This window comes from Achromobacter sp. 2789STDY5608615 (genome assembly GCF_001298995.1).
Lineage (GTDB): Bacteria > Pseudomonadota > Gammaproteobacteria > Burkholderiales > Burkholderiaceae_B > Achromobacter > Achromobacter insuavis.
Window position 1 is genome coordinate 1 of the sequence record NZ_CYTY01000068.1, and the last position, 23,146, is coordinate 23,146.

The window sequence follows — 23,146 nt, forward strand, 5'->3', positions numbered from 1 at the left end:
CGGCAACAAAGGTTTTTAACCCTGGACTCTATTTCGGTGCCGTACTAAGTCTGGGGGCAGGTCAGTTGGTTTCAGTGTCGCTCATCAGCCAGCGCAGGTTGGGCCCGACGCGCCAGCCGCCCTTGCGATACATCAACTCGGCGCTCAGCAAGTGGCGCGGCACGCCGGCGATGCGGTTGCCCTGGAACTCGCCGTCGCGGAAGCGGAAGTCGCTGAAGGTGTAGGCCACGCGGTAGTCCAGCAGGCCGTCGCCCGGCGCGGGCAGGCTGCCGGACAGGCCGGCCTCGATGCCCTGGTGGCGGGTGCGGCCGCGATAGTTGTAGGTGCCGGCCGGCGTGCCGTTGGCGTTGGTGACGGACATCAGTTCGTCCTCGACCCGGCTGCGATAGAGCGACACGGTCCAGCGCAGGTCGCGGCCCGCCACGGCGAAGGTGCCATCGCCGCCCACCTCGTAGGTCAGCGCGCGCTGCAGGTCGAGCTTGCTCATGGAGGTCACGGCCGTGGCGGGGTTCATCGGCGCGGGCACTTCACCGTTGACGATCTCCCAGAAGGTCGGCGCCTCGTTGCTGCGGCTGACGTTGGCATACCAGCGCTGCGTCTGCGCCGGCTGCCAGACGATGCCCAGGCGCGGGGTGGCGTAGTTCCAGTCCTGGTCGAGGGTCTTGCCGCTGCCGCGCTCGCGGGCGTCGCGCACCGCCTGCGTGTACTTCAGGTCGCCGACCAGGCTGAGCTGCCCGGTGACATGCCAGTCCAGGCCCACCAGCGCGCTGCGGTTCTCGGCGGTGAGCGCATAGTTGCCGAAGCGCTGCAGGCGGCGGCCATCCGCCGGACGGATGGCGTAGAGGTCGCGGTCCATGTCGCTGCGCTGCCAGTCCAGCGCGATGCGGTAGTCGACGCTGCCGGCCTTGCCGGCCAATTGCCACGCCAGGCCGTAGGTGTCGCCGTCGGTGACGTTGGCGACCTGCGGATTGGTGAAGTCGTCGTTGGTGCGCTGCCAATAGAGACCGGCGGTCTGGTTCAGGTCATCGCCGCCCCAATAACTGCGGTTGGCGATGCGGAACTGGCTGGTGTCGCGGTGCGGATCGCGGTTGTAGACGTTGTTGGCCAGGTCCTGCGGCGAATTGCCGTCGCCCAGCACGCCGCGCGGATCCGCATACATGCGGGCCTTGGGCACCGGCTGGGGAATGTCGAACTTGAGGTCGGTGTATGACAGATAGGTGCGGTTCTCGAAGGTCCCGCGACGAAAGCCCAGGTTGCCCTGGAAACTCGAACGTTCGGACGCGGAGTGATGGCGGTAGCCATCCGACTTGTCGTAGCCGAAGCTGAAGCGGCCATCCAGGCGCTCGTCCTCGAAGCCCTTGGACAGCGTGACCGAACGCGTGCCGAAGCTGCCTGTGCCGAGCCGGACCTGGTCGCTCTGGGTGCCGGTGAGCGACTGAAAATCGACCTCGCCGCCCAGCGTCGTGGCGCCGGGCGAGAGCGCGTTGGCGCCGCGCCGCACGGCGATCAGGCCGGCATTGCGCGGCTCCAGCAGGCTGATGACGAAGGAGCCGTCCGCATCGTTCAGCGGCAGGCCGTCCTGCATCAACAGGATGCCGCGGCTGAGCGGATTGCTCTGGATGCCGGAACCGCGGATGTTCAAGCGCGGCTGGTCCAGCCCGCCGAAGAATTCCTGCACCACCACGCCGGGCTGGTAGTCGAGCGCGTCGCGCAGCGTGATCAGGCGCACCTCCTGCTGCGGCAGGATCAGGTTGGCGCCGCCCGGCACGGCCTGCTGTTCGGCCCGGACCCGCTGGGGGCCGGGGTCGAGCCCGCGCGTGGCGGACTCGCCGGACACGATCACCGGCGACAGCGACGGCACGGCCTGGCCGGCCGCGGCGGGGGGCTGGGACTGGGCATGGGCCGCGGACAGGCCGAGCACACCCAGGGTAAGGCTGGACGCCAACTGGCGCAGGAGGGGGGACGTCATGCGAATACTTCCACGTGGCAAGGAAAGAAAACGTTCATGGCAAGGCCGGCGAACGGAGAAATCGGAACGGCGGGAAACCCTGGTAACACCCGTATCAAGGTGCGGCGCCGGCCTCCAGCAACAGCGCGCGCAAACGCGCGGCGGACAAGCCGCCGCCGGCATCGGGCTCGATCGGCATGACGCGGCCCTGCCGCACCAGCACGCAGCGGTCGACCAGGCCCAGCAGTTCCTCGGGGTCATGGCTGATGCACAGCAAGGCGGCGCCGCTGCGGGCCAGCTCGTCGCGGCCACAAGCGGCCAGCTGGCGGCGCAACGCCGGATCGAGCGCGCTGAAGGGTTCGTCCAGCATCAACAGGTCCGGCCCCAGCGCCAGCGCGCGGGCCAGGGCGACGCGCTGCGCCATGCCGCCCGACAGCTCGCCGGGCCACGCCTGCATCGCCGCGTCCAGGCCCACGCGGGACAGCCATTGCGCCGCCAGCGCCCGCGCCCTGCCGGGCGCATGGCCGGCGGCGCGCAACGGCAGCGCCACGTTGTCCAGCGCATGGCGCCAAGGCAGCAGCCGCGGTTCCTGGAACATCAGCACGGCGTGGCGGAAATCGTTGCGCAAGACGCCGGCGCTGGGCCGCGCCAGGCCGGCGGCCAGGCGCAACAGGCTGCTCTTGCCGGCGCCGCTGGGACCGATCAGCCCCAGCCGCTCGCCCGGCCGCAGGCGCAGGTCGACATCGCGCAGCACGGATTGCGCGCCGTAGCGCAGGGACAGGCCGCGCAGCTCAAGCATGGCTCGGCTCCATCCAGCGCCCCAGGCGGCGCTGCAGCGGTTGCAGGAAAACAAACTCCAGCAAGGCCACCAGGCCCAGGATCAGCAGCACCCAGGCATACAGCTCGGCGGTGTCGAAGGTGCCGCGGGCATTGGCCAGCGCGTAGCCCACGCCGTTCTCGGCCCCCAGCACCTCGGCCATGACCACCAGCCGCACGCCGCCGCAGGCGGCGATCAGCAGGGCCGCCAGCAACGGCGCGCTGAGCGCGGGCAGGTACAGGTGCCGCAGGCGCAACCATGCGCCATAGCGGTAGACCTGCGTCATCTCGATCAGCTTGCGGTCCACGTGCAGCATGCCCTTGACGGTGTTGACGTACATGCCCGGCGCCATCATCAACGTGGTGATGAAGATCACCATCGACGAGCCCAGCCCGAACCACAGCATCGCCAGCACCACCACGACCACCGGCGGCATCGCCATCAACAGCCAGCGCAACGGCTCGATCAGGCCGCGTAGCCGGGCGCTGTGGCCGGCCAGCATGCCCAGCGTGAAGCCCAGCGACGCGCCAGCCAGCACGCCCACGCCAATGCGCATCAGGCTGACGCCAGCGTTGGCGAAGAACTGCGGACTGCGCACCAGCGGGCCGATGGCGCGCAGCGCCTCCCAGGGCGTCGCCATCAGCAGCGGCCCGAGCTGGCGCGCGGCCAGATGCCAGGCCAGCACCAGCAGCAACACGCCGGCCACGCTCCAGGCGCGCGAGGTGCGCAGGACGGGCGCGTTCAGGCGCGACGAAGAGGGGCCGCTCATGGTCCGTAGAAGCCGACGGGCGGCAGGCCGCCGCCGATGGCTTGGGGATAGCGGTTGGCCAGCAACTGGTACAGGGCTTCGATCTCGGGCCGCGCCTCGCGCGCGCTGCGGCTCTGCAGGCGCGTCTGGCGGATGGCGGCTTCGAGCGCGGCCTGCGGCATGTGCGGCAGATGCTCTCGCACCAGCGCCGCGCATTCGGCCGGGTGATCCATGCACCAGCGCGCCGAGGCCGCATAGGCCGCGTCGACCGCCTGGCACAGCGCCGCGTCGTCGGCCACGCCGGCGGCGGCCATGACGCCCGCCTGCGGCAGGGACGGCTGCGCGGGAAACGCGGCGCGCCAGGCCTGCTCCAGGCTGGGGCCGCGATGCAGCGCGGGCGCGCCGGCCTGCTGCCGCGCACGCCACAACAGCAGCGACGCCATGGGCTCCACCAGCAGCGCGTGTTCGGCCTGGCCGCCGAGCATCAACGCGATCGCGTCCTGGCCGTCGCGTGTGCGGCGCAGCTTGACGGGCGCCAGGCCTCGCGCGGCCTGGGCCTCGAGCAGCGTGTCCAGCAGCACGGCAGGCAGGTCGCGTTGGAACGGCACCGCCAGTTCGTGGCCGGCCAGGTCCTCGAACGACTGGATGGCCGGATCGCGGCTGACCAGCCAGAGAATGCCCCAGACGGAAATGTTCAGCAGGCGCACCGGCAGGCCGCGGTTGCGCAGCAGGGCCGGCAGCGTGCTGGGCGCGGCGCTGAAGTCGACGTCGCCGTTCACCAGCAGCGCGCGCAACTGGTCGGCGCTCTGCCACAGGCGAAAACGCACCGAATCCGCCTGCCCGGCCAGGGCGCCGGTCGCGGCCATGTGCATCAACGGGTAGCTGACCACGGCGCCGGGTCCGGCCAGCGTCAGCGTGGCGCGCGGGCGGGCGCGGGCCGCGCCCCAACCCGGCAGCAGCGCCGCGGCGGCGATCGCGGCGCAGAAATGGCGGCGCGTCAGGGTGTTTTTCATTGGATTTCAAATGGGAATTGTTATCGTTTAAAATTCTCCCATTCACGCCGAAAGACCCAGAATGACAAATATCAATCTGCCCGACCCGGTCGCGGCGGACCTGCTTTGCCGCCATCCGCTGCTGCGCGGCCTGCCGCCCCAGGCGGCCGCCGAGGTTGCCGCGTACCTGGCGGGCGACGCCGTGCCGCTACATGCCGATGCCGGGCAGATCCTGTTCGGCGAAGGCGATGTTGCCCGCCACTACCTGCTGGTCGGCCACGGTCAGGCCGAGGTCATGCGCTATGGCTACAACGGCGACGAACGCGTCTTCCGCGTGTTCGAACCGGGCACGCTGATGGCGCACGCCGCCATGTTCATGCCGCATGGCCGCTATCCGATGCAGGCGCGCGCGCGCACCGCCTTCCAGGGCTGGCGGCTGTGCCGCCGCCGGCTGCACGACGCCTGCCGTCAATGGCCGGACCTGGCGCTGGCGCTACTGGCGGGGCTGAGCAAGAACCTGTACGACCAGGTCAACAAGGTCGACTGGATGACGTCCAGCTCGGCGCCCGAGCGCTTGGCCAACTATCTGATGGGACTGCGCGAGCGCCAGGGCGACGCGGTGACGCTGCCGCTGAACCAGCGCCAGCTGGCCGCGCACCTGGGCATCCGCGCCGAAACCCTGAGCCGGCTGCTGAACGACTGGCAGACCCAGGGCCACGTCAGCGGCAAGCGCCGCGACTGGGTGCTGCACACGCCGGCCTATCTGGAAAAACTGGCGACCACGGCCAAGCGGCCATTCTGACGGGCTCGCCCGCCGCGCCCGGAATGGCGCGCGGGCCGCGATGCCGGCCCCTGCCCGCCAATGACATTCGTCATCGGCGCCGTCCCTCTCCCGGGCGGACAATGCGGCGATCCTGTTCCTTGCCCAGTCATGCCGCCCGCCTCCCCCGACCTGCCCGCCGCCCCGATCACCGAGGACGACATACAACGCCTGGTGCACCGGTTCTACGCCCGCGTGCGCCAGGATGCCGCGCTGGGGCCGATCTTCAACGCGCGGGTGACCGACTGGCCGGCGCACCTGTCCATGCTGTGTGACTTCTGGTCCGCCCTGCTGCTGGAGACGCGCCGCTTCAAGGGCGCGCCGATTCCCGCGCATGCGCGCATTCCAGACCTGTCGTGGCCGCTGTTCCAGCGTTGGCTGGCGCTGTTCCACGAGGTCACCGCGGAACTCGGGCCGCCGGCGCTGCAGGCACGCGCCGATGCCATGGCCGAACGCATCGCCGCCAAGTTGTGGCATGTCTGGCAGCACCGGCAAACCGCGCCCGGCCTGCCGGACGCCCTGCCCGCGGGCGTGCGGCCCTACCGCGACAGTCCGATGTTCACGCCCGAGAATCTGCCGGCCGCGCTGCGCTCGGCCCATGCGACCAAGGCGGGAACCTGGGGACTGTTGACCGTGCACAGCGGCGTGCTGCGCTACACGCTGGACGACCCGCCGCACACCGAGGTGGTGCTGGCCGCCGGACAGCGCGTGTTGATCGCGCCGCAAGTGCGGCACCACGTCGCCTTCGAACTGCCGGGGAGTTTCCAGATCGCGTTCTGCCGGGCGGACGAGGCGTCGCCGGATGACGCGGACCGCCCGGCGGAGAACCCGCCGGGCGCATGACGCATCGCGCCCGCGCGGGGCGCGACCGCCTTACTTCTTCTTGCCCGAGGCGTCCTGCTCGACCACCAGGTCCAGCACGTACACCTTCGACGGCGCGTCGGCCGGCGGGTTCTTCCAGTCGTAGCGCTTGACGCGCAGCACGGTGCGCACGCCGTCGCGGTGATCGTAGCCTTCGATCGACTGGTACAGCGGATGCCAGTCTTCCTGCGGCGGCAGTTGCACGCCGGCGTCGTTGTAGCGGCGCTCGCGCACCATCAGGCACTGGTAGCGCGGGATCATGGGATGGCTGCAATCGGCGCGCTTGGGCGCCACTTCCAGGAACATGATCTCGCCGGCGCTGCCGTACAGGGTTTCCGGCGTCGGCTCGCCGACGAACTTCAGCACGCTGCCGTCCTGCGCCACCAGTTCCAGGACCGGTTCGGTGGACTCGCCGCTGAGCGTGGCGCGCAGGTCGCCCTTCAGGCGCTGGCCGATCTCGGCATCCAGTTTCATCAGGCCGGGTTCGCACGCCTTCATCGTCGAAGCGAGGTTGGCGACATGCAGCACGCCGTCCTTATAGGTGTAGCCGCCGAACTGCGTGTTGCAGCCGCCGCGGATGTTCATGCCATCGGCCGAGAACGACAGGCGCAGCGGCTGTTCGATGCCCTTCTGCAAGGCGGGAATGGCCTTGCCCGAGGCATCGGTGGCGGACGCCAGGCGCCAGTAGTAGGCCGGCAGGCTCAGGGCGGACTGGGACGACGACGACGCGGTGCTGGGCATGGTGGATGATCCTTCGCCAGGAGAGGAAACCGGCGCGCATGCCTGCAGCAGCGCGGCGCAGACGGACGCCAGGAGAATTGTTTTTTTCATGGGTTGTTCCTATCAAGCGTGTGGCACTGGTGAAAACCCGGATTCTACGTCCGCGTCGTGGACGAAAAGGGCCGACGGGACGCCAGGACGTATCAAGATCTTGCCGCAAAACGTCCGATTCCGGCGACGCCGCGGGCAGCCAGGCAAGCTGTCTTCCCGCTGAAAATGACAGCTTGAACGCCTACTGTCATGCGGGTTTTCCCTGATCCACGGTATTACAGTCAGACACTTTCCTCGCACATCCGCCGCAACACTATTGCGGCCACGCGCAAGCCGATGCCCGGCGCGCAAGGATCGCGGCGGCCCGCCCTCGCCATGGCGACGACCGCCAGCCCGCCGCGCGGAATATTCGCCCCCTCGCTCGTGTCCACCCTTTCGAGGCGACGCGCAGCCCGATGCGGCGCCGCCCCCGCCCGCCACCATCCGCTGGCCGCGCGTCGTCCTGGCGCGGGCCGGTACAACCGGAGCATTCCCGCATGAAGTCGAACAAGCGATTGGCCAGCATCCTGCTGGCGCTGGCCTCCCTGGCCGCCCACGGCGCCTGGGCCGCGCAGGACCTGAACGTCTACGGCCCGGGCGGCCCCGCCCCCCCCACCATGAAGGAAGCCGCCGAAGCCTTCGGCAAGCAGCACGGCATCCAGGTCAAGGTCACCGCCGGCCCCACGCCGGCCTGGGCCGAACAGGCCAAACAGAACGCCGACGTGCTGTTCAGCGGCGCCGAGAACATGATGAGCGGCTTCGCCGCCACCCTGCCCGGCGTGTTCGACCTGCGCGATGCGCGCACCCTCTACCTGCGACCGTCGGCGATCCTGGTGCGGCCGGGCAACCCCAAGGGCATCCAGGGCTTCAAGGATCTGCTCAAGCCCGGCGTCAAGGTCATGGCGGTGTCCGGCGCCGGCCAGACCGGCCTGTGGGAAGACGTGGCCGGCCGCCTCGGCGACATCGAGACCGTGCGCGCGTTCCGCGCCAACCTGGTGCTGCCCGAGGCCGGCAACAGCGCGCAGGCGCGCAGTCAGTGGACCGAGGACAAGAGCATCGACGCGTGGCTGATCTGGAACATCTGGCAGGTCTCCAACCCCACGCTGGCCGACGTGGTGGCGGTGGAAGAGCCCTACCGCATCTACCGCGACGCGGGCGCGGTCGTGACCCGCCATGGCAAATCCAATCCGCAGGCGCAGGCCTTTGTCGACTTCCTGGCCTCGGCCGAGGGCCGCGCGATCTTCAAGAAGTGGGGCTGGAAAACGGACTGACGCGACGGGCGCGCGTCAGCGGCGTTCAGCGATAATCGGTCAACTCCACTACCGCCTGGTTCATCGCCAGGCCATGCCGATGCGTATCCGCGCCGCTTTGCTGCTTTGCCCGCTGGTCCTCGCCCTGCACGCGCCGGCTGCCCTGGCCGACACCCGGGTGCAATCGCTGGACCAGGTTCCCGGCGCCATCAAGACCCAGGACGCCCGCAAGATGTACGACAGCCAGATGAGCGGCGCGCCCCGGCCCGATGGCCTGGGCACGCAGTTGCCGGCCGGCTTCAGCAGCGATTTCCTGCTGCGGCAGTTGGCGCCCGGCCAGAACCCCAAGCGTCTGCTGGTGGCCGGCGCCAAGGCCTGGCCGCAGCGCCCCGGCGCCTACGTGGCGCTGGTGTGCCTGGCGGCCAGCGCCGAGCGCGCGGAACGGCTCAAACAGTACGGCGGCGGCGACTGCAACAGCCTGTCGCAAGACGAAGACCGGACCGACGTCTGGGTCGGCGTCTTCGACACGGCGCCCGGCGCCGCGCCCAGGCTGGTGGCGCGCACCGAATCTCCTGTGACCACGCCGACCGACTGGAGCGACACCAATATCGACCCGCCCATCGACCTGGCGATGCAGGACGCCGGCGCCCCCATGTTGTCCGCCCCGGCAAGCTGGAAACGCTTCGACCTGGCGCCCTACAAGATCGCGCCGGACAGCACCGCGTTCGGCCTGCGCGCCGGCTGGAGCGAAGGCTACGCGGGCGGCGGCGCCGACTTCGAGGCCCTGTATCTGTTCCGCATCGACGGCGCGACGCTGCGCGTCGCGTTCGCCCGGCCCATGTCGTTCGTCAAGACCATCGCCGGCGACTGGAATCCCGACGGCACGCGCGAGCATGACGAATCCGACGCCAGCAATTCCCTGGTGATCCTGTCGGGCAAGACCGGCGGCTATTTCGACCTCCAGCTGCGCCAGCAAGGCGGCAAATGGAAGCGCACGTTCAAGTGGTCGGCGGACAGGCAGGCCTACGAATAGGCGTCTCAGGCCGCATCCACATAATTCGGTTTGCCGCTCAGGAACTTCAGCAATTCCTCGGGCTGGCTGACCTGCGCCAGCGGAATGAAATACACCTCGTCCGGCACGTCCTGGCGCTGCACCGGAATGATCTGCAGATAATCCGGCGTCAGCGCCATCAGTTCGATCTTGTCGTTTTCATAGTCGGACTCGAAGTGGCTGCCATTCTGGTCCAGCACGAAGCGGTCCGGATAAAAGCGTGCCGATCCCTTCAGGCTCGCGGCGCCCTTGAAAATGGTCTTGCGGATCATGCGCTTGAGCACCCACTTCGGCGTCGGCTGGCCGTTGCCCAGGCCCTTGATGATGCGGCGGGTCTTGGCGGCGGCGATGAAACTCAGCGCCATCAGCAGCATCACGCTGGCGAAGACCGCCGTGTGCGCGCCGACCTTGCCGGTGGTCAGCTTCTCGATGCCGACGATGACGATCGACGCCAGGAACGCGCCGTGGCGTATCCAGGTCCAGGTGCGCGTGGCCGCGTTGACCACGTCGGCGGCGCGCTGGCGCTGGGCCAGCAGATGGGCCTCCAGCGTCTCGAGGGGCAGGTCGTAGTCGGCTTGGCTGATGGGTACGGCGTCGGTCACGGAAGGGCCTTTCTGGATACGGACAAAACCCCGGATTATGCCTGCCCGCCGTCCGCCCAACCCCGCGGTTGCGCCCGCTCGCCCACGGTCCGCGGGTTTTCCCGCCCCATGCCGGGCAGACGCATGCCATGAAAAAACCCGCAGGTCCCGTGAGGGGGACGTGCGGGTTTTTCGGTCCGGGCGCCAGGCGCCCGCCGGATCAGCCAATCACGCGGAAGCGTTCGGCGTCGTCCATGAAGCCCTTTTCGCCGAAGCCGTTTTCGTTCGAGCCGAACGGCATCTGCGCGCGCAGCTTCCAGCTGGCGGGGATGTTCCATTCACGCGCCACGGCGGCGTCGATCAGCGGGTTGTAGTGCTGCAGGCTGGCGCCCACGCCGGCGTTGGCCAGCGCGGTCCAGACCGACAGCTGGGCCATGCCGCCCGCCTGTTCCGACCACACGGGGAAGTTGTCGGCGTACAGCGCGAATTTCTCCTGCAGGCTGCGCACCACGTCCTGGTCTTCGAAGAACAGCACGGTGCCGACGCCGGCGGCAAAGCTCTTGAGCTTGGCTTCGGTCTTGTCGAAGCCTTCGGCCGGGGCGACCTTGCGCACTTCCTCGATGGCCAGGTTCCACAGCTTGTCGCTTTCGGCGCCAAACAGGACCACGGCGCGCGAGCTCTGCGAATTGAACGACGAGGGGCTGTGCTTGATCGCTTCCTGGATCAGGGACGCCAGTTCCTCTTTCGAGGCGGACAGGTTGCGGCCCAGCGAATATTGCGTACGGCGCTTCTTCAGTGCGTCGAGGTATGCGTTGCTCATGAGGATATGCCTTTCGACTGGTAGATAGAGGGTAACGAGTGAGCAAATTCTACTGGCCGAGGCCGCGGGCGGCCACCTTTGCGGGCCCTAAAACGGCGCTTTTTCCCGGAACAAACTGTTCCAGTTTTGTAGCGAATGCCGCTCGACCGGAAGGATGGCGCACCGATTCGCCTGGCATGCCATGCGCATGCCAACGCCCTCCCGCATCGCGCCAATCTTCAAGTTCCGCTTGAAGATCGGTTGAAAATCATTCGTTTCCCAGGCCCGCCGCGATCGCGGATAGTGCTCGTACCGAACAGGCCCTGCGCCTCGATCCCGACTCTTCGCCCGCCCGGCAATCCGCGGCGCGGCGCCCCTTCCTGGAGATTTCCCATGCCGGCAGACGCCGATTCCTTTGTCGTTGAACTCGATGGCCAGGCCGCCACCCCGGTGGAACTGGCGCCGCTGGCGTTCGCCGGCTATGCCCATTTCACGGCGCTGCAGGTGCGCGGGCGCCAGGTGCGCGGCCTGGACCTGCACCTTGGACGGCTGCGCGCCGCCTCGCAGACGCTGTTCGGCCAGGCCTTGCCGGACGACGAGATCCGCGCCCGCCTGCGCGCGGCGATCCAGGCCGGCCCGGCCGACCAGTCGTTGACCGCCACGCTCTATTCCCCCGCTGGCGAATTCACCGTGGCCGGCCCGGACGCGCGGCCGCGGGTGCTGGTGCGCACCGGTCCGCCCGCCAACGGTCCGGCCGGTCCGCTGGCGCTGGCCACGGTCGCGCACGAACGCCTGGTGCCGTCGATCAAGCACGTGGGCGAGGCCGCCAAGACCTACTACCTGCGGCAGGCCGCCGAGGCCGGCTACGACGACGTCGCGTTCGTCGACCGCCAGGGCCGCCTGAGCGAGGCCTCGATCTGGAACCTGGCGTTCTGGGATGGCGAAGCGGTGGTGTGGCCCGAGGCGGAGATGCTGGTCGGCACCACCATGGGCATCGTGCAGCGGCAGCTGGCGCGGATGGGCGTGCCGCAGCGGACTCGCCCCATCGCGCCCGCCGACGTCGCCAGGCTGCAAGGCGCGGCGGTCATGAATTCCTGGACGCCGGGCATCGCGGTCAGCCGGGTCGCCGGCATCGCCCTGCCCCCGGCGGACGCCTTCATCGAGCGGCTGCACCGCGCCTACCAGGCGGAACCGCTGGCCGCCGTGTAGCGCGCCCGGCCGCCCGCCCCGGCGGCCGCGACGCGATCAGGCCGGCAGCAGCAGCCCATTGCCCGCGGGCGCGATGCGCACATCCGCCCTTGCCCCCGCGCCGCCCACGCGGAACGCGGAAACCGCCTGCCGCAGGTCCGCGGCCTGCTCGCGCAGCGCCTCGGCCCCGGCCGACGCTTCCTCGACGCGTTGCGCGTTCTTCTGCGTATCCTCGTCCAGCTGCGCGATGACCCGCGCCACGTGCTCGATGCGCCCGGTCTGCTCGACCGAGGCCTGCACGATGCCGTGCATGGTCGCGGTGGTCTGGGTGATCGAGTCCAGGATCAGGTCCATGGTCTCGCCCGCGGCGCCGACGCGCTCGACGCCCTGGCGCACCGTCTCGGCCGACTGGCTGATCAGCGTGTTGATCTCCTTGGCCGCGGTAGCCGAGCGCTGCGCCAGCGAGCGCACTTCGCTGGCGACCACGGCGAAGCCCTTGCCCTGCTCGCCCGCGCGCGCCGCCTCGACCGCGGCGTTCAACGCCAGGATGTTGGTCTGGAAGGCGATGCCCTCGATCACCGACGTGATCTCGGAGATCTGCGCCGACGCCTTCGACAGGTGTTCCATGGTATCGACCACCGCATGCATGGTCTGGCTGCCCTGGCGCGCCGCGTCCATGGCCTGGCCCGCCATGACGCCGGCCTCCTGCGCGTCGTGCGCATTGCGCTTGACCGCGCCGGTCAGCTCTTCCATCGAGTCGGCCGTCTGGCGCAGGGCGCGGGCCTCGTCGCTGGTGCGGGCCGACAGATCGGCATTGCCCTCGGCCAGTTGCACGCTCACCACCGACACCGCGTCGGCATGCTGGCGCACGCCCCCCACCACCGAAGCCAGGTTGCGCTGCATGCCCGCCAGCGTCGCCAGGATGCTGCTCTCGTCCCCCGGCTTGACCGCGATCGGGCTGGCCAGGTCGCCGGCGCTGACCGATTGCGCGATGTGCTTGAGCGCGGCCGGTTCGGCGCCCAGCGCGCGGGTGATGCGGCGGGCGATCAGCCAGGCCAGGCCCGCGCCCAGCAGGATCGCGGCGCCGGTCAAGGCCAGCATCAGCTGCTGGAAGTCGATCCCCACGCGGCGCGCCATGTCGCTCTGGTCCTTCATCAGGCGCTCTTCCAGGTCGATCATGCGGTTGATGGCGGCCAGCCACTGCACGAACAGCGGCCGCGCCTGGTCCAGCAACGGCCGCGCCTGCGCCGCGTCGCCTCGCTCCAGCGCCGCCAACAGGCGCTGCACCACGGGCAGCGTGCGCGTCTCGATCTCCTTGATGCCGGCCAGCGTGTCGCGCTCCTGCTGCGACACCTGCGCGCCCGGCGCGAACAACGCATCCATCGGCGCGGCGGCCTCATCGTATTGCCGCTTCAGGCGCTCGATGTCGGCGGCCAGCGCGCGCAGCTCGCCGGGATTGGCCAGCACCGCGTCGCGCAGCGCGATCGAACGGTCGTGGACGCTGCCGCGGAAGGTGATGGCGTAGCGCTGCTTGACGCCATGGACGTCGTTGATGGCGCTGAGCGCGCCATTCATCCGGTTCACCTGGGTGATGCCGACCACGGTCAGCAACACCATCAGGCAAAGAACGACGGTGAACCCGAGCATGATCAAACCGCCCGTGCTGCGCAGGGAGCGTGAGGGGGAATGGGAATCCTGCATGAAACCTCCTGCGGCAACCGGCCTGGCCGGGAATGCCTATCTGGTGAATTTATTAAAACTATTAAATAAGTATGATTAATTATATATAACTATGATTACAAAAAATACCCTAGTCCATGGCGTGAACGCCGCAGTGATCCGCGGCGCGCGTGCAGGGTGGACGATGGGACGGGCATGGATATTCCGTCGGCCGGCACCGCGGACTGGTCGCGACTGGCGCCGTGATGCTGTCATGCCGTGATGCCGCGACGCCGTAATGCGGTAATGCGGTAATGCCGCGATGCCGGCAAACCGACGGGTTTCAGCGCCGGCGCATCGGTGTCAGACTAGGCGCGTGCCAACCCGGAGATCCCATCGATGCTGAAAGACCGACGATTCCTGATCTGGCTTGCCGTGTTCGTCGTGATCGCGGGCTGGCATGTCGCCCTGCTCTGGCCCAAAAGCCCCGGCTATCGGTCCATCGGCGGCGGCGGCTACGATCTTTCGAACTTCGTCTACACGCTGACCCTGCTGGCGTTCACGGCGCTGTGGTCGCTGGTGGCGGCGCTGATCGGCATGGCGCGGCGCGATGCCCTGGCGGCCAGGCGCGCCAACTGGCTGGCGGCGGCGGGCGCCATCACCTTCGTCGTGGCGGCCATCGCCTTCGGCCACCATCTGCGATAGCGGCGGCCCGCGCTCGCGCGCGGTCGCCCCCCATCGGCGGACAAGACGCCCGCGCAAGAAAAAGCCGGCGCACAAGGCGCCGGCCGATACGTCATCAGGCATGCCGGCGGCCACGGGACAAGCCCGCGGCCGCGCACGCGGCTTCAGCTGCCGACGGCCGTGCCGTCCTGCTTCCAGATCACCACCGTGGCCGGACGCGGCCGGCTGGCGCTGGCGTCGTCGGGCCACTTCGAGGCCATCAGCGGGTTATTCTGCGCATCCGTCACGCTCGGGCCTTCGCCCGGGTGCTGGATGTTGATGAACAGGTACTTCTGGTCGGGCGTCCAGGTCAGGCCGGTCACTTCGCAACCGACCGGGCCGGTCATGAAGCGGCGGATCTCCTTGGTGGCCGGGTTGGCCACCAGCATCTGGTTGTTGCCCTGGCCGGCGTAGACGCCGGTGTTGGAGTAGTTGCCGTCCGTCTCGATCCACAGCAGGCCGCGCTTGTCGAAGGCCAGGCCGTCGGGGCTGTTGAAGGTGTTGTCGGCAGTGACGTTGGCCGAGCCGCTGCGCAGGTCGGTGCGCGGGTACAGCGTCGGGTTGCCGGCCAGCACGAAGATGTCCCACTCGAAGGTCAGCGACGCCGGGTCGCCGTTCTTCTCGCGCCAGCGCACGATCTGGCCGTACTGGTTGCCGGTGCGGGGGTTGGCGTCATTGGCGCCCGGGTGGTTGGGGCCGCCCGGATAGCGCGCGCTGCCGCTGCCGCGCGAGCTGTTGTTGGTCAGCGTGACGTAGGCTTCGCGGGTGGTCGGATGGGTGGTGATCCACTCGGGCCGGTCCATCGGCGTCGCGCCCACGGCGTCGGCGGCCTGGCGCGTCTTGACCAGCAGTTCGCCCATGTCCTGGTTGAACATCGCGCCCAGCGTGCCGCCGGCCTGCGCCGGGGTGTCGAGCTTGAGCGCAATCCACTCGCCCACGCCCATGGCGTCGCCCTGCGCCGCGCCGTCCAGGAAGCGCGCGACGTACAGCGTGCCCTTGTCCAGCAACAGGCGGTTCAGCGCCGGGCGGGCCGGGTCGTACTTGCCGTCGGACACGAACTTGTAGATGTATTCGCTGACCTGGTCGTCGCCCATGTAGACCACCACGCGCTTGTCGTCGGCCAGCGTCATCGCGGCGTTCTCGTGCTTGAAGCGGCCCAGCGCGGTCAGCTTCTTGGGCGTGGAGTTCGGATCGAACGGATCGATTTCCACCACCCAGCCGCAACGGTTGTATTCATTGGGCTCCTGCGCCCAGTTGAAGCGATTGTCGTAGTGGTCCCAGCGGTACGAACTGCTGGAGGTCTTGCCCGAGCCCTTGTAGCGCTCCATGTGCGCCTGGTATTCGACATCGGGATAGTTCACCGTGGCCGGGTCGGCGGTGCCGACGCCGAAATAATCGGTGAAGTTCTCTTCGCACGTCAGGTACGTGTTCCACAGCGTGTAGCCGTTGCCACAGTTGCCGAAGGTGCCGAAGCAGCGCGTGCCCGACGGGTCGGCGTTGGTGCGCACCAGGCGGTTGCCCGCGGCCGGGCCGACCAGCTGCATGGCGACGTTGGCGTTGACGCTGCGGTTGAACGGCGAATCCAGCACCGCTTCCCACTTGCCGTTGGCCAGGCGCAGGTGGCGCACCGACACGCCGTGCGCGTGCTGCGACTTGCGCACCCAGTCCAGGTTCCACTGCGCGTTGCCGGGCTGCACGCCGACGGGGTAGAAGTATTCCGGCGTGGTGTATTCGTGGTTGGTGACCATCAGGCCTTCCACGCTGCTGCCGTTGACGCTGTCGCTGCCGTCGATCGGGAAGAAGTGCAGGCCGTCGTGGTTGTAGCCCAGCTGGCGGGCCTGGTCGTCGCCGCCGTTGCTGGCGTCGGCCTTGAATGCCGGCGCGCCGGTGAAGAGCGGATCGCCCCAGCGGCTGATCACGGCGAACTGGTAGCCCTCGGGGACCACCACGGTGTCGGCGGTGCTGATGGGCACGGCCTTGAAATTGAGCTCCACCGGCTTGGCGGGCGTCTCGCCGCCCGGGTTGCCAGGGTTGCCATTGGACGAATCATCGTCGTCATCGCCGCCACAGGCCGTCAGGCCCGCGCCCATGAAACCGACGGCGCCGGCGCCCAGGCCGGCCTTGAGAAAGCCGCGCCGCGACACGGCGCGCCGCACCACTTCGTTGAAATGCGGTGCCGTGGAGGGGTTGGACGGGATATCGTCCTGGTCCGAAGAACTCATCAGTTTTCCTGTCAATGTCGCTGTTATCGACTGGCTCACCCGCGACCCAGCCTGCCGGCATGATCGCTGTCCAACATGACGGGTTAATAACAGCTAAATGAAAGGTTTGAGTTGACGGAGTGGCTGACAAGCCTGAACGGGGTGATGCAGGGGCGAACCGTCCGAAGCATCGCCCGCAGCGGCAAGCGCCGCAAAGGAACCTGGCGCAGCAAGACAACCAGGCGGCAAGCGCTACAAAGCAAAAAGCCCGCTGGAACTTGCGTTCCAGCGGGCTTTTCTTGATTCCTGGTGCCGACGGCGAGACTCGAACTCGCACAGCTTTCGCCACTACCCCCTCAAGATAGCGTGTCTACCAATTTCACCACGTCGGCTAACTATCGCTAGAAAAGCCATGCTTTCCTAGGAAGTCGAACATTCTATCACGCAATTGGCGATTCGCGTGAATCCCCCCCGTCCTGTCGTTCCAGCCCCTCACGCGCCGGGCAACACCCCCTTACAAGCCGCGCCGCGCCTGGCATCAATCTGTCATGTCGACCGGCAATACTGGCAGGGTCATGCGCACGCCCGGGCCGTTCCCGGGGAATTCCTCCCGGATATTCATATGAAAGGGAATTCGTTGGCGCGCATGCCCGGCCGGCTTACGATGCCAGCCATACACAACAGGGCCTCAGGCCCGTAGAAAGGCTCCACCATGCAACGTCTGATATCCCCGATCCTGACCCGCCGTCCCACGCTGCTCGCCGGCCCGCGCAGCTCACGCCGCTACGATGCCGTCGTGTCCCTGCGGGCCTACCGCGAAGCGCGCCAGCTGCGCGAATCCGCCGAGCGCATCCTCGCCGTCTCGGCGCGCCACATGCTGCCGGGCGCCTGAGCGCATCTCCCGCAAGACCCTCGGCGTTCCAAGGCGGAACGCCATGAAAAAAGGCCGGCGATAGCCGGCCTTTTTCATGGGGTCGGGACGCTTACTTGGCGGGCGTCTCGGCCGGCTTGTCGCCAGCGGCGGGCGCCGGGGCCGACGGCACCGAGGCGTCCGGCTGGGCGGCCGGGGCCGGGGCCGGGGCCGAACCGGCGCCAGGAACCGACGATGCGGCGCCCGGCACGGACGAAGCGCCCGGCACCGACGAGGCACCGGCGCCTTGCGGGGCGGGCGCGGCGCCCGGCACCTGCGGCACGGAACGGTCGGCCGGGAAGTTCTGCATCACGCCGGACTCGACGGCGGGACCGCTCGTGCCCTTGTGGCTGACATAGGCCAGGCCGGCCGTGGACGCGAAGAAGACCACCGCGGCCCACTTGGTGGCGCGCGACAGGAAGTTGGCCGCGCCGGTGGCGCCGAACAGGCTGCCCGACGAGCCACTGCCGAACGCGGACCCCATGTCGGCGCCTTTGCCCTGCTGCAGCAGGACCAGCACGATGATAGCCAGCGCCGAGATCACTTGGACGGCCAGCAGAAGTTTGAGCATCAAGGGCATTACAGACTCCGGAACGGAAACTTAGATGGCGGCGATTCGCAAAAATTCTTCGGCCACGAGCGACGCGCCGCCGACCAGGGCTCCGTCGATATCAGTCATGGCGAACAAACTGGCGGCATTGGCAGCTTTGACGCTGCCGCCGTACAAAACCTGAACCTGTGCCGCACCCAGCGCGGCCAGGGCGGCGCGGATGGCGCCGTGGACTTCCTGCGCCTGCTCGGGGCTGGCGGTGCGGCCGGTGCCGATGGCCCAGACGGGCTCGTAGGCCAGCACCATGCGCGACACGGCCTCGGCGCCCAGCGCCAGCACCGGCTTGAGCTGGCGCTCGATCACGGCCAGCGTGTTGCCGGCTTCGCGGTCGGCCAGGGACTCGCCCACGCAGACCACCGGGGTCAGGCCGGCGGCCAGGGCCGCGCGGGCCTTGTCGGCGACCATCTGGTCGGTTTCACCGTGCAGCACGCGGCGCTCGGAGTGGCCGGCCAGCGCATAGCGGCAGCCGAATTCCTTGAGCATGGCGCCCGAGACTTCGCCCGTGTAGGCGCCCTTGTCGTGGGCGCTGACGTCCTGCGCGCCCCAGGACACGGCGCTGCCGGTCAGGGCCGAGGCAGCCTGCGCCAGGTAAGGAAACGGAACGCAGACGCCGATTTCGCAATGGCTGGCGGCATCCGCGGCGCGCAGTTCGGTCAGCAACGCGGCGTTCTCGGCCAGGTTGCCGTGCATCTTCCAGTTGCCCAGCACGAGGCGGGCGCGGTGTTCGACTGAAGTCATGGCGCAAATGTCAGAGTGGATGAACCCGGGGGAAAAGCACCCGCCCACGGGCTGGCCTGGAAATAATTCCAGGCGAAACCCGTGATTGTATCCTGTTGCGCGGCGCCGCGCCGAACACCGCGCGTTTCTTACGCGGTCAGGATGATTTTGCCGATGTTCTCGCCGCTTTCCATCATGGCGTGGGCCTGGCCGGCCTGGGCCAGCGGGAAGGTGGCGTGCACGATCGGCTTGATGGCGCCCTGCTCCAGCAACGGCCAGGCGCGCTGGCGCAGCGCGCGGGCGATGGCGCCCTTGAAGTCGACCGGGCGCGGCCGCAGGGTGGAGCCGGTGATGGTCAGGCGGCGGCGCATGACCTGGCTGGTGTCGACGTTGGCCTGCGCGCCGCCCAGCTGGGCGATGATGACGATGCGGCCGTCGTCGGCCAGGCATTGCATGTCGCGGGCGATATAGTCGCCGGCCACCATGTCCAGGATCACGTCGACGCCGCGGCCGCCAGTGGCGTCCTTCACTTCCTTGACGAAGTCCTGCGTCTTGTAATTGATGCCGCGCGCCGCGCCCAGGGCCTCGACCGCGCGGGCGCGCTCGTCGCTGCCGACGGTGGCGTAGACCGTGTGGCCCATGGCGCGGGCCAGCTGGATGGCCGTGGTGCCGATGCCGCTGGCGCCGCCGTGCACCAGCAGGATCTCGCCGTCGGCCAGGCGGCCGCGGTCGAACACGTTGCTCCAGACGGTGAAGTAGGTTTCCGGCAGGCCGGCCGCCTCGATGTCGGACAGGCCCTTGGGGATCGGCAGGCACTGGGCCGTCGGCGCGACACAGTATTCGGCATAGCCGCCGCCCGCGACCAGCGCGCAGACCTTGTCGCCCACCGCGAAGCCGCTGCCGGCCAGGTCGCCGCCGACGATCTCGCCGGCCACTTCCAGGCCCGGCAGGTCGGACGCGCCGGGAGGCGGCGCGTAGTTGCCCTTGCGTTGGAACACGTCGGGACGGTTCACGCCGGCGGCGCTGACCTTGATCAGGGCTTCGCCCTTGCCGGCCTCGGGCGTGGGGCGTTCGACGGGGACCAGGACCTCGGGGCCGCCCGGGCGGGAGATTTCTACAGCGTGCATCGCGTGCCTCCTTCGCAGCAAATGGATTATTATTGCGCCCTTTACGGCAAGTCGTGTTTTCGCCGGGTAGAGTGTTTGCCTGGCGGCCGGATTGCCGCTTCCGCAGTACATTGCGGCAGCAGGAAGCGTGGCAGAGTGGTCGATTGCACCGGTCTTGAAAACCGGCAAGGGGTTAAACCCTTCGTGGGTTCGAATCCCACCGCTTCCGCCAGAAAATCAATAAAATCAATTAATTAAAATATTTTATTTCCAATACCCGCCAGTGCACCCACCATGCGAGGCTAACTGTCACGAGCACAACGCGGTCGGGAAAAAGGACTCGGCATCGAGAAGACCATGCTGCAGAAAAAGGCGCCGCAGTTGACGCGGCGCCCTTGGTGAGCACCAGGCCCGCGATCGTGGTTAGCGGACCATGTCGTCGTACTTGGTGGAGTCGAGTTCTCCCGGATCGGTATCAGGATCCGGCTTGAAGCTGCCAGCAGCGTGACCGTAGAGGGTCAGAATTTCCGCCTTGCAACCCGAGTACAGCTGCTTACCGGTGCGCTGCAAGCGGACGCGGGCGGTGAAATCGACCGACACCTCGTCGTCGGGGTCGGCGTACTCGCCGCGCGAATCGTCCTGAATCGCTTGCCCGGTAAAGGACGCACGGAGCCAACCGCCGACCTTGTCAGGCAGCGGTCCGATCCTAGCCACCGACAACTCGTTCTCGTCGACGGTCAGATCGAGATCCCGATTAGCCAGATCGTCACGCGTTTTCGGCGCCGGGTTAAGCGCGTAGCCAAGCGCGTCAAAGACGATCGATCCGGTGTCCACCTCGAAGAAAGCAGCCGGCTCAAGCTCGATTTTCAGCGAGCCATCCGGAAACCGTTCCATCAGCTCCTTAACCACGATCCGCAGCCCATCGACCACGTCATACACATTGAGCAGATGGGCTAGGCCCAAGCTGGCACTGCGCGAATCGACTACCTCGGGATCGACCAGCCAGAGCTGCGTCTTCTTGACATCGGCCGGCTCAGCGTTGTCCTTGACGGCCTGGGTGTAGGCAGCGTAACTGCCGAAGCCGCGAGCCGCGGAAACGAGTTCGAGCCACGCCGATAAGGTTACAAACTTTGATGCCGGTTGGGGCGTCATGGCCGAGAGTTTGTCCGCGATATCACGGACGAGAATGGTATTACGTGCCTGAATAGACGAAGATTTGCGCTTCATGATTTCGCGTTTCCATACATGCGCTGGAGAAATCGGTCGTTTAATTCGCCAGCCATTGGAAAGAGAAACCATGGGCAAGCTGAGGTAAAGCAGATGCAGCGATGGCGCCGCCGAAACGGTGCCGAAAGGACTCTGAAAGTCGACCACAACTTGAGAATCCAGCTAGTCCGACGAGCCCTTTGGCGGCGGCGGACTATAGGTCGAGAACTTTGCCGGTGGCGGCGTCTCAAACCCATGCTGCATAGCGAAACTCTACAGATATTTCTAAGGCAAGACAAGGGCATCAACGGGGCTGATGGTGGCCACATACTCGAGGCTGTAGTCGCAACAGCGGCTTGCCATCTTTCTCCCCCCCAATGCTGGCCGGGCGCCGCGGACAGCTAACCTCGCGCCGCGGCGCGTCGTGCAGATTCTGAATCTGTGCGCGGAAGTGGTGCGATGCGCGCATGCGGCCCAGACTCGAGTCCGTCCCGCTCATTGAGACTTCGGCGACAAGTTCGAGGATTGCGAGGTGCAGACCGCCAGGAGCGCCCGGTAGTCCTGAACCGTGTTGGTCAGGCGGCAACTGATGGCCAGCGCGGGCAGCACTCATAGTGGATCTCCCCCTACGCCGGCAGGTTGCTGCACCGGATAAACGACAACGTATAGAGGAAAACGCGCTGCGAAAGTGGACACTGCCCCATGGGATACCGGCCCACAGGGCGTTCAGGCGGTTGCGGGCGCACGATTTGAGCTCACCTTCGGCCGCCTATTGCGGGCCGTGGGCGCGCTACATAAAGACGGACGGGTGCGGTTGGGGCACACCGATGGCAGCATGACGTCGCACTACGCGGCGGCCGAGCTCGGCAAGCTGATCAAGCACGTCGACAGATCGCAGCAACTGTAAGGTACACACCGCGTTGACGATGCTTAAGAAGCGATTTGCGTGAACGAGAGTCGCACACCGCCTCGCCCTACTGACAGAACACCGTGCCGCCTATCTGATTGCACATAGCACTGCCACCATCACTATCGTTCAAGAAAGTGGAGCCACCAATAGAATTCGCCGACCACGTGTAGCCGTTGCTGTCGCTGCCAAAGGTCGTGCCTCCAATCGTGTTCGCGTTCCAAGTACGACCATTGCTATCGGAGCCAAACGTGCTATCGCCAATAGAATTTTGCACCGCTGAGTAGCCATTCGATCCGTTGATGAAGGTCGCGCCACCGATGGTATTTGCCGTGTAACTATTGCCGCCAGCGTCCGTGCAGAAGGTCGATACGCCGATCGTATTACAGTTCATTTGCGCAGCAACTGGCGCGGCGGCAGCGCTCAGAACAACCGCGAAAAGAAGAGACCGCATGATGCACTCCTTAACTGAGGGTATTTGACTGTAACCGAATATGCATCAATGGCGGCAACCTTCGCCCGGTGGACCCTATCTGGCCATCCCATGAGAGGGTGGCATGTGCAGCCACTACCAGACCCTGAAGGACGCCGAGCTGCTGCTCAAGAAGTTCGGCACGCCACCAAGCCGGCCGCTCGCAAGCACGGCCGCTCCCAGGCGTATTCATCCTATGTCCAGAGGACAAATCATAGGGTTATCCCCTGTACGTGGTAGCAAGGAGCTTTGATAGGCTGACCTTGCGTTACACACGAAAGGGGTCTGCCATGGCAACCCGCGTCAAGCTCCTGTACTTCAAGCCCACAAGCGTTCGCGCACGCCTCTGGCCCGTCGGCATCGCACTGAGATGGACTCTTGGCCTGATACCAACGCCACAGTCCGTCACTATGGGCCAGGTCCAATACGGGATGATCAGGCAGTCAGAATCCACTTTCTGGGTCTTTGCCCTCCGAGTCGCAATCATAGGTGAAGCGATCATTGTGACCAGAAACGGACAGTGGGATCCTGCGGGCACCGTCGACGGCTGCGGTATTCATGCCTTTGGTCGAGACTTCCAGCTGCTGCCTACCCCCACAGATGACAATGCCTCGTTGGGCAAAGAAACATCAAGACAATGGTGAAGAAGGCTATCGACGCAGTCAACGCCCAGATCGACGCATTGCAAGCCCAGCTGGATCAGCTTTGACCTGCCCCCAGACTTAGTACGGCACCGAAATAGAGTCCAGGGTTAAAAACCTTTGTTGCCG

Annotated in this window: 21 protein-coding genes and 2 tRNA genes; 8 read left to right on the plus strand and 15 right to left on the minus strand. The window is 67.2% G+C overall.

Translation table 11 applies throughout. The features are described 5' to 3' along the window. Positions 1-61: 61 nt before the first annotated feature. The 4 genes from AOZ49_RS30250 to AOZ49_RS30265 all read right to left on the minus strand — a co-directional run bounded on the left by AOZ49_RS30250 (position 62) and on the right by AOZ49_RS30265 (position 4,526). Positions 62-1,969 (minus strand): TonB-dependent receptor family protein, encoded by a 1,908-nt coding sequence (locus tag AOZ49_RS30250; RefSeq protein ID WP_231690487.1) that lies wholly within the window; start codon positions 1,967-1,969, stop codon positions 62-64. 94 nt (positions 1,970-2,063) lie between these two features. Further along, positions 2,064-2,747: an ABC transporter ATP-binding protein gene (locus AOZ49_RS30255; protein WP_054479568.1), complete on the minus strand. Its 684-nt coding sequence runs from the start codon at positions 2,745-2,747 to the stop codon at positions 2,064-2,066. Continuing rightward, positions 2,740-3,534 carry an ABC transporter permease gene (locus tag AOZ49_RS30260; protein WP_054479569.1) on the minus strand — a complete coding sequence of 265 codons (795 nt, stop codon included), beginning with the start codon at positions 3,532-3,534 and terminating at the stop codon, positions 2,740-2,742. The genes AOZ49_RS30255 and AOZ49_RS30260 overlap by 8 nt, the downstream gene beginning before the upstream one ends. Further along, entirely contained in the window at positions 3,531-4,526 is a 996-nt protein-coding gene (locus AOZ49_RS30265) for an ABC transporter substrate-binding protein (RefSeq protein WP_054479571.1), read from the minus strand. Before AOZ49_RS30265 ends, AOZ49_RS30260 begins: the two co-directional genes overlap by 4 nt. 61 nt (positions 4,527-4,587) lie before the next feature. Here AOZ49_RS30265 and AOZ49_RS30270 point away from each other — a divergent pair, with 61 nt between their 5' ends. Then, a complete protein-coding gene (locus AOZ49_RS30270) occupies positions 4,588-5,307 on the plus strand; it encodes a Crp/Fnr family transcriptional regulator (protein ID WP_054479573.1) in 720 nt (239 codons plus the stop codon). Between the two features lie 129 nt (positions 5,308-5,436). After that, complete coding sequence (locus AOZ49_RS30275) at positions 5,437-6,168, plus strand: TehB-like domain-containing protein (protein ID WP_054479575.1); 732 nt, start codon at positions 5,437-5,439, stop codon at positions 6,166-6,168. A gap of 30 nt (positions 6,169-6,198) precedes the next feature. Here the strand turns inward: AOZ49_RS30275 and AOZ49_RS30280 are convergent, their stop codons facing one another. Beyond that, complete coding sequence (locus tag AOZ49_RS30280) at positions 6,199-6,927, minus strand: META and DUF4377 domain-containing protein (RefSeq protein ID WP_054479577.1); 729 nt, start codon at positions 6,925-6,927, stop codon at positions 6,199-6,201. 566 nt (positions 6,928-7,493) lie between these two features. Here AOZ49_RS30280 and AOZ49_RS30285 point away from each other — a divergent pair. Continuing rightward, positions 7,494-8,267 (plus strand): extracellular solute-binding protein, encoded by a 774-nt coding sequence (locus tag AOZ49_RS30285; protein ID WP_054479579.1) that lies wholly within the window; start codon positions 7,494-7,496, stop codon positions 8,265-8,267. A 79-nt stretch (positions 8,268-8,346) separates the two neighbouring features. Then, positions 8,347-9,279 (plus strand): hypothetical protein, encoded by a 933-nt coding sequence (locus tag AOZ49_RS30290; protein WP_054433429.1) that lies wholly within the window; start codon positions 8,347-8,349, stop codon positions 9,277-9,279. A gap of 5 nt (positions 9,280-9,284) precedes the next feature. Here AOZ49_RS30290 and AOZ49_RS30295 read toward each other — a convergent pair whose 3' ends face one another. Then, positions 9,285-9,899 carry a hypothetical protein gene (locus AOZ49_RS30295; RefSeq protein ID WP_054479581.1) on the minus strand — a complete coding sequence of 205 codons (615 nt, stop codon included), beginning with the start codon at positions 9,897-9,899 and terminating at the stop codon, positions 9,285-9,287. 199 nt (positions 9,900-10,098) lie between these two features. Next, positions 10,099-10,698 (minus strand): nitroreductase family protein, encoded by a 600-nt coding sequence (locus tag AOZ49_RS30300; protein WP_006393323.1) that lies wholly within the window; start codon positions 10,696-10,698, stop codon positions 10,099-10,101. A 372-nt stretch (positions 10,699-11,070) separates the two neighbouring features. Here AOZ49_RS30300 and AOZ49_RS30305 point away from each other — a divergent pair, with 372 nt between their 5' ends. Beyond that, complete coding sequence (locus AOZ49_RS30305; RefSeq protein ID WP_054479583.1) at positions 11,071-11,886, plus strand: aminotransferase class IV family protein; 816 nt, start codon at positions 11,071-11,073, stop codon at positions 11,884-11,886. 36 nt (positions 11,887-11,922) lie between these two features. Here the strand turns inward: AOZ49_RS30305 and AOZ49_RS30310 are convergent, their stop codons facing one another. Continuing rightward, a complete protein-coding gene (locus tag AOZ49_RS30310; RefSeq protein ID WP_231690488.1) occupies positions 11,923-13,512 on the minus strand; it encodes a methyl-accepting chemotaxis protein in 1,590 nt (529 codons plus the stop codon). Between the two features lie 411 nt (positions 13,513-13,923). On the opposite strand from AOZ49_RS30310, the gene AOZ49_RS30315 reads away from it, so the two are divergent. Continuing rightward, positions 13,924-14,229, plus strand: a complete 306-nt coding sequence (locus AOZ49_RS30315; RefSeq protein WP_054433434.1) for a hypothetical protein — start codon at positions 13,924-13,926, stop codon at positions 14,227-14,229. 143 nt (positions 14,230-14,372) lie between these two features. Here the strand turns inward: AOZ49_RS30315 and AOZ49_RS30320 are convergent, their stop codons facing one another. Together AOZ49_RS30320 and AOZ49_RS30325 are read right to left on the minus strand one after the other, a co-directional pair. Then, the gene (locus tag AOZ49_RS30320; RefSeq protein WP_054479587.1) at positions 14,373-16,469 is read right to left on the minus strand and encodes a PhoX family protein; all 2,097 of its coding nucleotides are present in this window, start codon (positions 16,467-16,469) and stop codon (positions 14,373-14,375) included. A gap of 286 nt (positions 16,470-16,755) precedes the next feature. Continuing rightward, positions 16,756-16,840, minus strand: a tRNA-Leu gene (locus AOZ49_RS30325). 320 nt (positions 16,841-17,160) lie between these two features. On the opposite strand from AOZ49_RS30325, the gene AOZ49_RS30330 reads away from it, so the two are divergent. Then, positions 17,161-17,340 (plus strand): hypothetical protein, encoded by a 180-nt coding sequence (locus AOZ49_RS30330; protein ID WP_054479589.1) that lies wholly within the window; start codon positions 17,161-17,163, stop codon positions 17,338-17,340. A gap of 91 nt (positions 17,341-17,431) precedes the next feature. On the opposite strand, the gene secG is transcribed toward AOZ49_RS30330, so the two are convergent. The 3 genes from secG to AOZ49_RS30345 all read right to left on the minus strand — a co-directional run bounded on the left by secG (position 17,432) and on the right by AOZ49_RS30345 (position 19,812). Continuing rightward, positions 17,432-17,938, minus strand: coding sequence for a preprotein translocase subunit SecG (secG, locus tag AOZ49_RS30335; RefSeq protein WP_054479591.1), 507 nt, complete (start codon positions 17,936-17,938; stop codon positions 17,432-17,434). Positions 17,939-17,959: 21 nt separating this feature from the next. After that, entirely contained in the window at positions 17,960-18,706 is a 747-nt protein-coding gene (gene tpiA / locus AOZ49_RS30340; RefSeq protein ID WP_054433438.1) for a triose-phosphate isomerase, read from the minus strand. A 128-nt stretch (positions 18,707-18,834) separates the two neighbouring features. Beyond that, the gene (locus AOZ49_RS30345; protein WP_054479593.1) at positions 18,835-19,812 is read right to left on the minus strand and encodes an NAD(P)H-quinone oxidoreductase; all 978 of its coding nucleotides are present in this window, start codon (positions 19,810-19,812) and stop codon (positions 18,835-18,837) included. A 121-nt stretch (positions 19,813-19,933) separates the two neighbouring features. On the opposite strand from AOZ49_RS30345, the gene AOZ49_RS30350 reads away from it, so the two are divergent. Then, a tRNA-Ser gene (locus AOZ49_RS30350) sits at positions 19,934-20,023 on the plus strand. A 191-nt stretch (positions 20,024-20,214) separates the two neighbouring features. Here AOZ49_RS30350 and AOZ49_RS30355 read toward each other — a convergent pair. Continuing rightward, on the minus strand, positions 20,215-21,165 hold the full coding sequence (locus tag AOZ49_RS30355; RefSeq protein ID WP_156355792.1) for a hypothetical protein: 951 nt from the start codon (positions 21,163-21,165) through the stop codon (positions 20,215-20,217). A gap of 806 nt (positions 21,166-21,971) precedes the next feature. Then, positions 21,972-22,358, minus strand: a complete 387-nt coding sequence (locus tag AOZ49_RS32790; protein ID WP_156355793.1) for a hypothetical protein — start codon at positions 22,356-22,358, stop codon at positions 21,972-21,974. Positions 22,359-23,146: the final 788 nt, after the last annotated feature.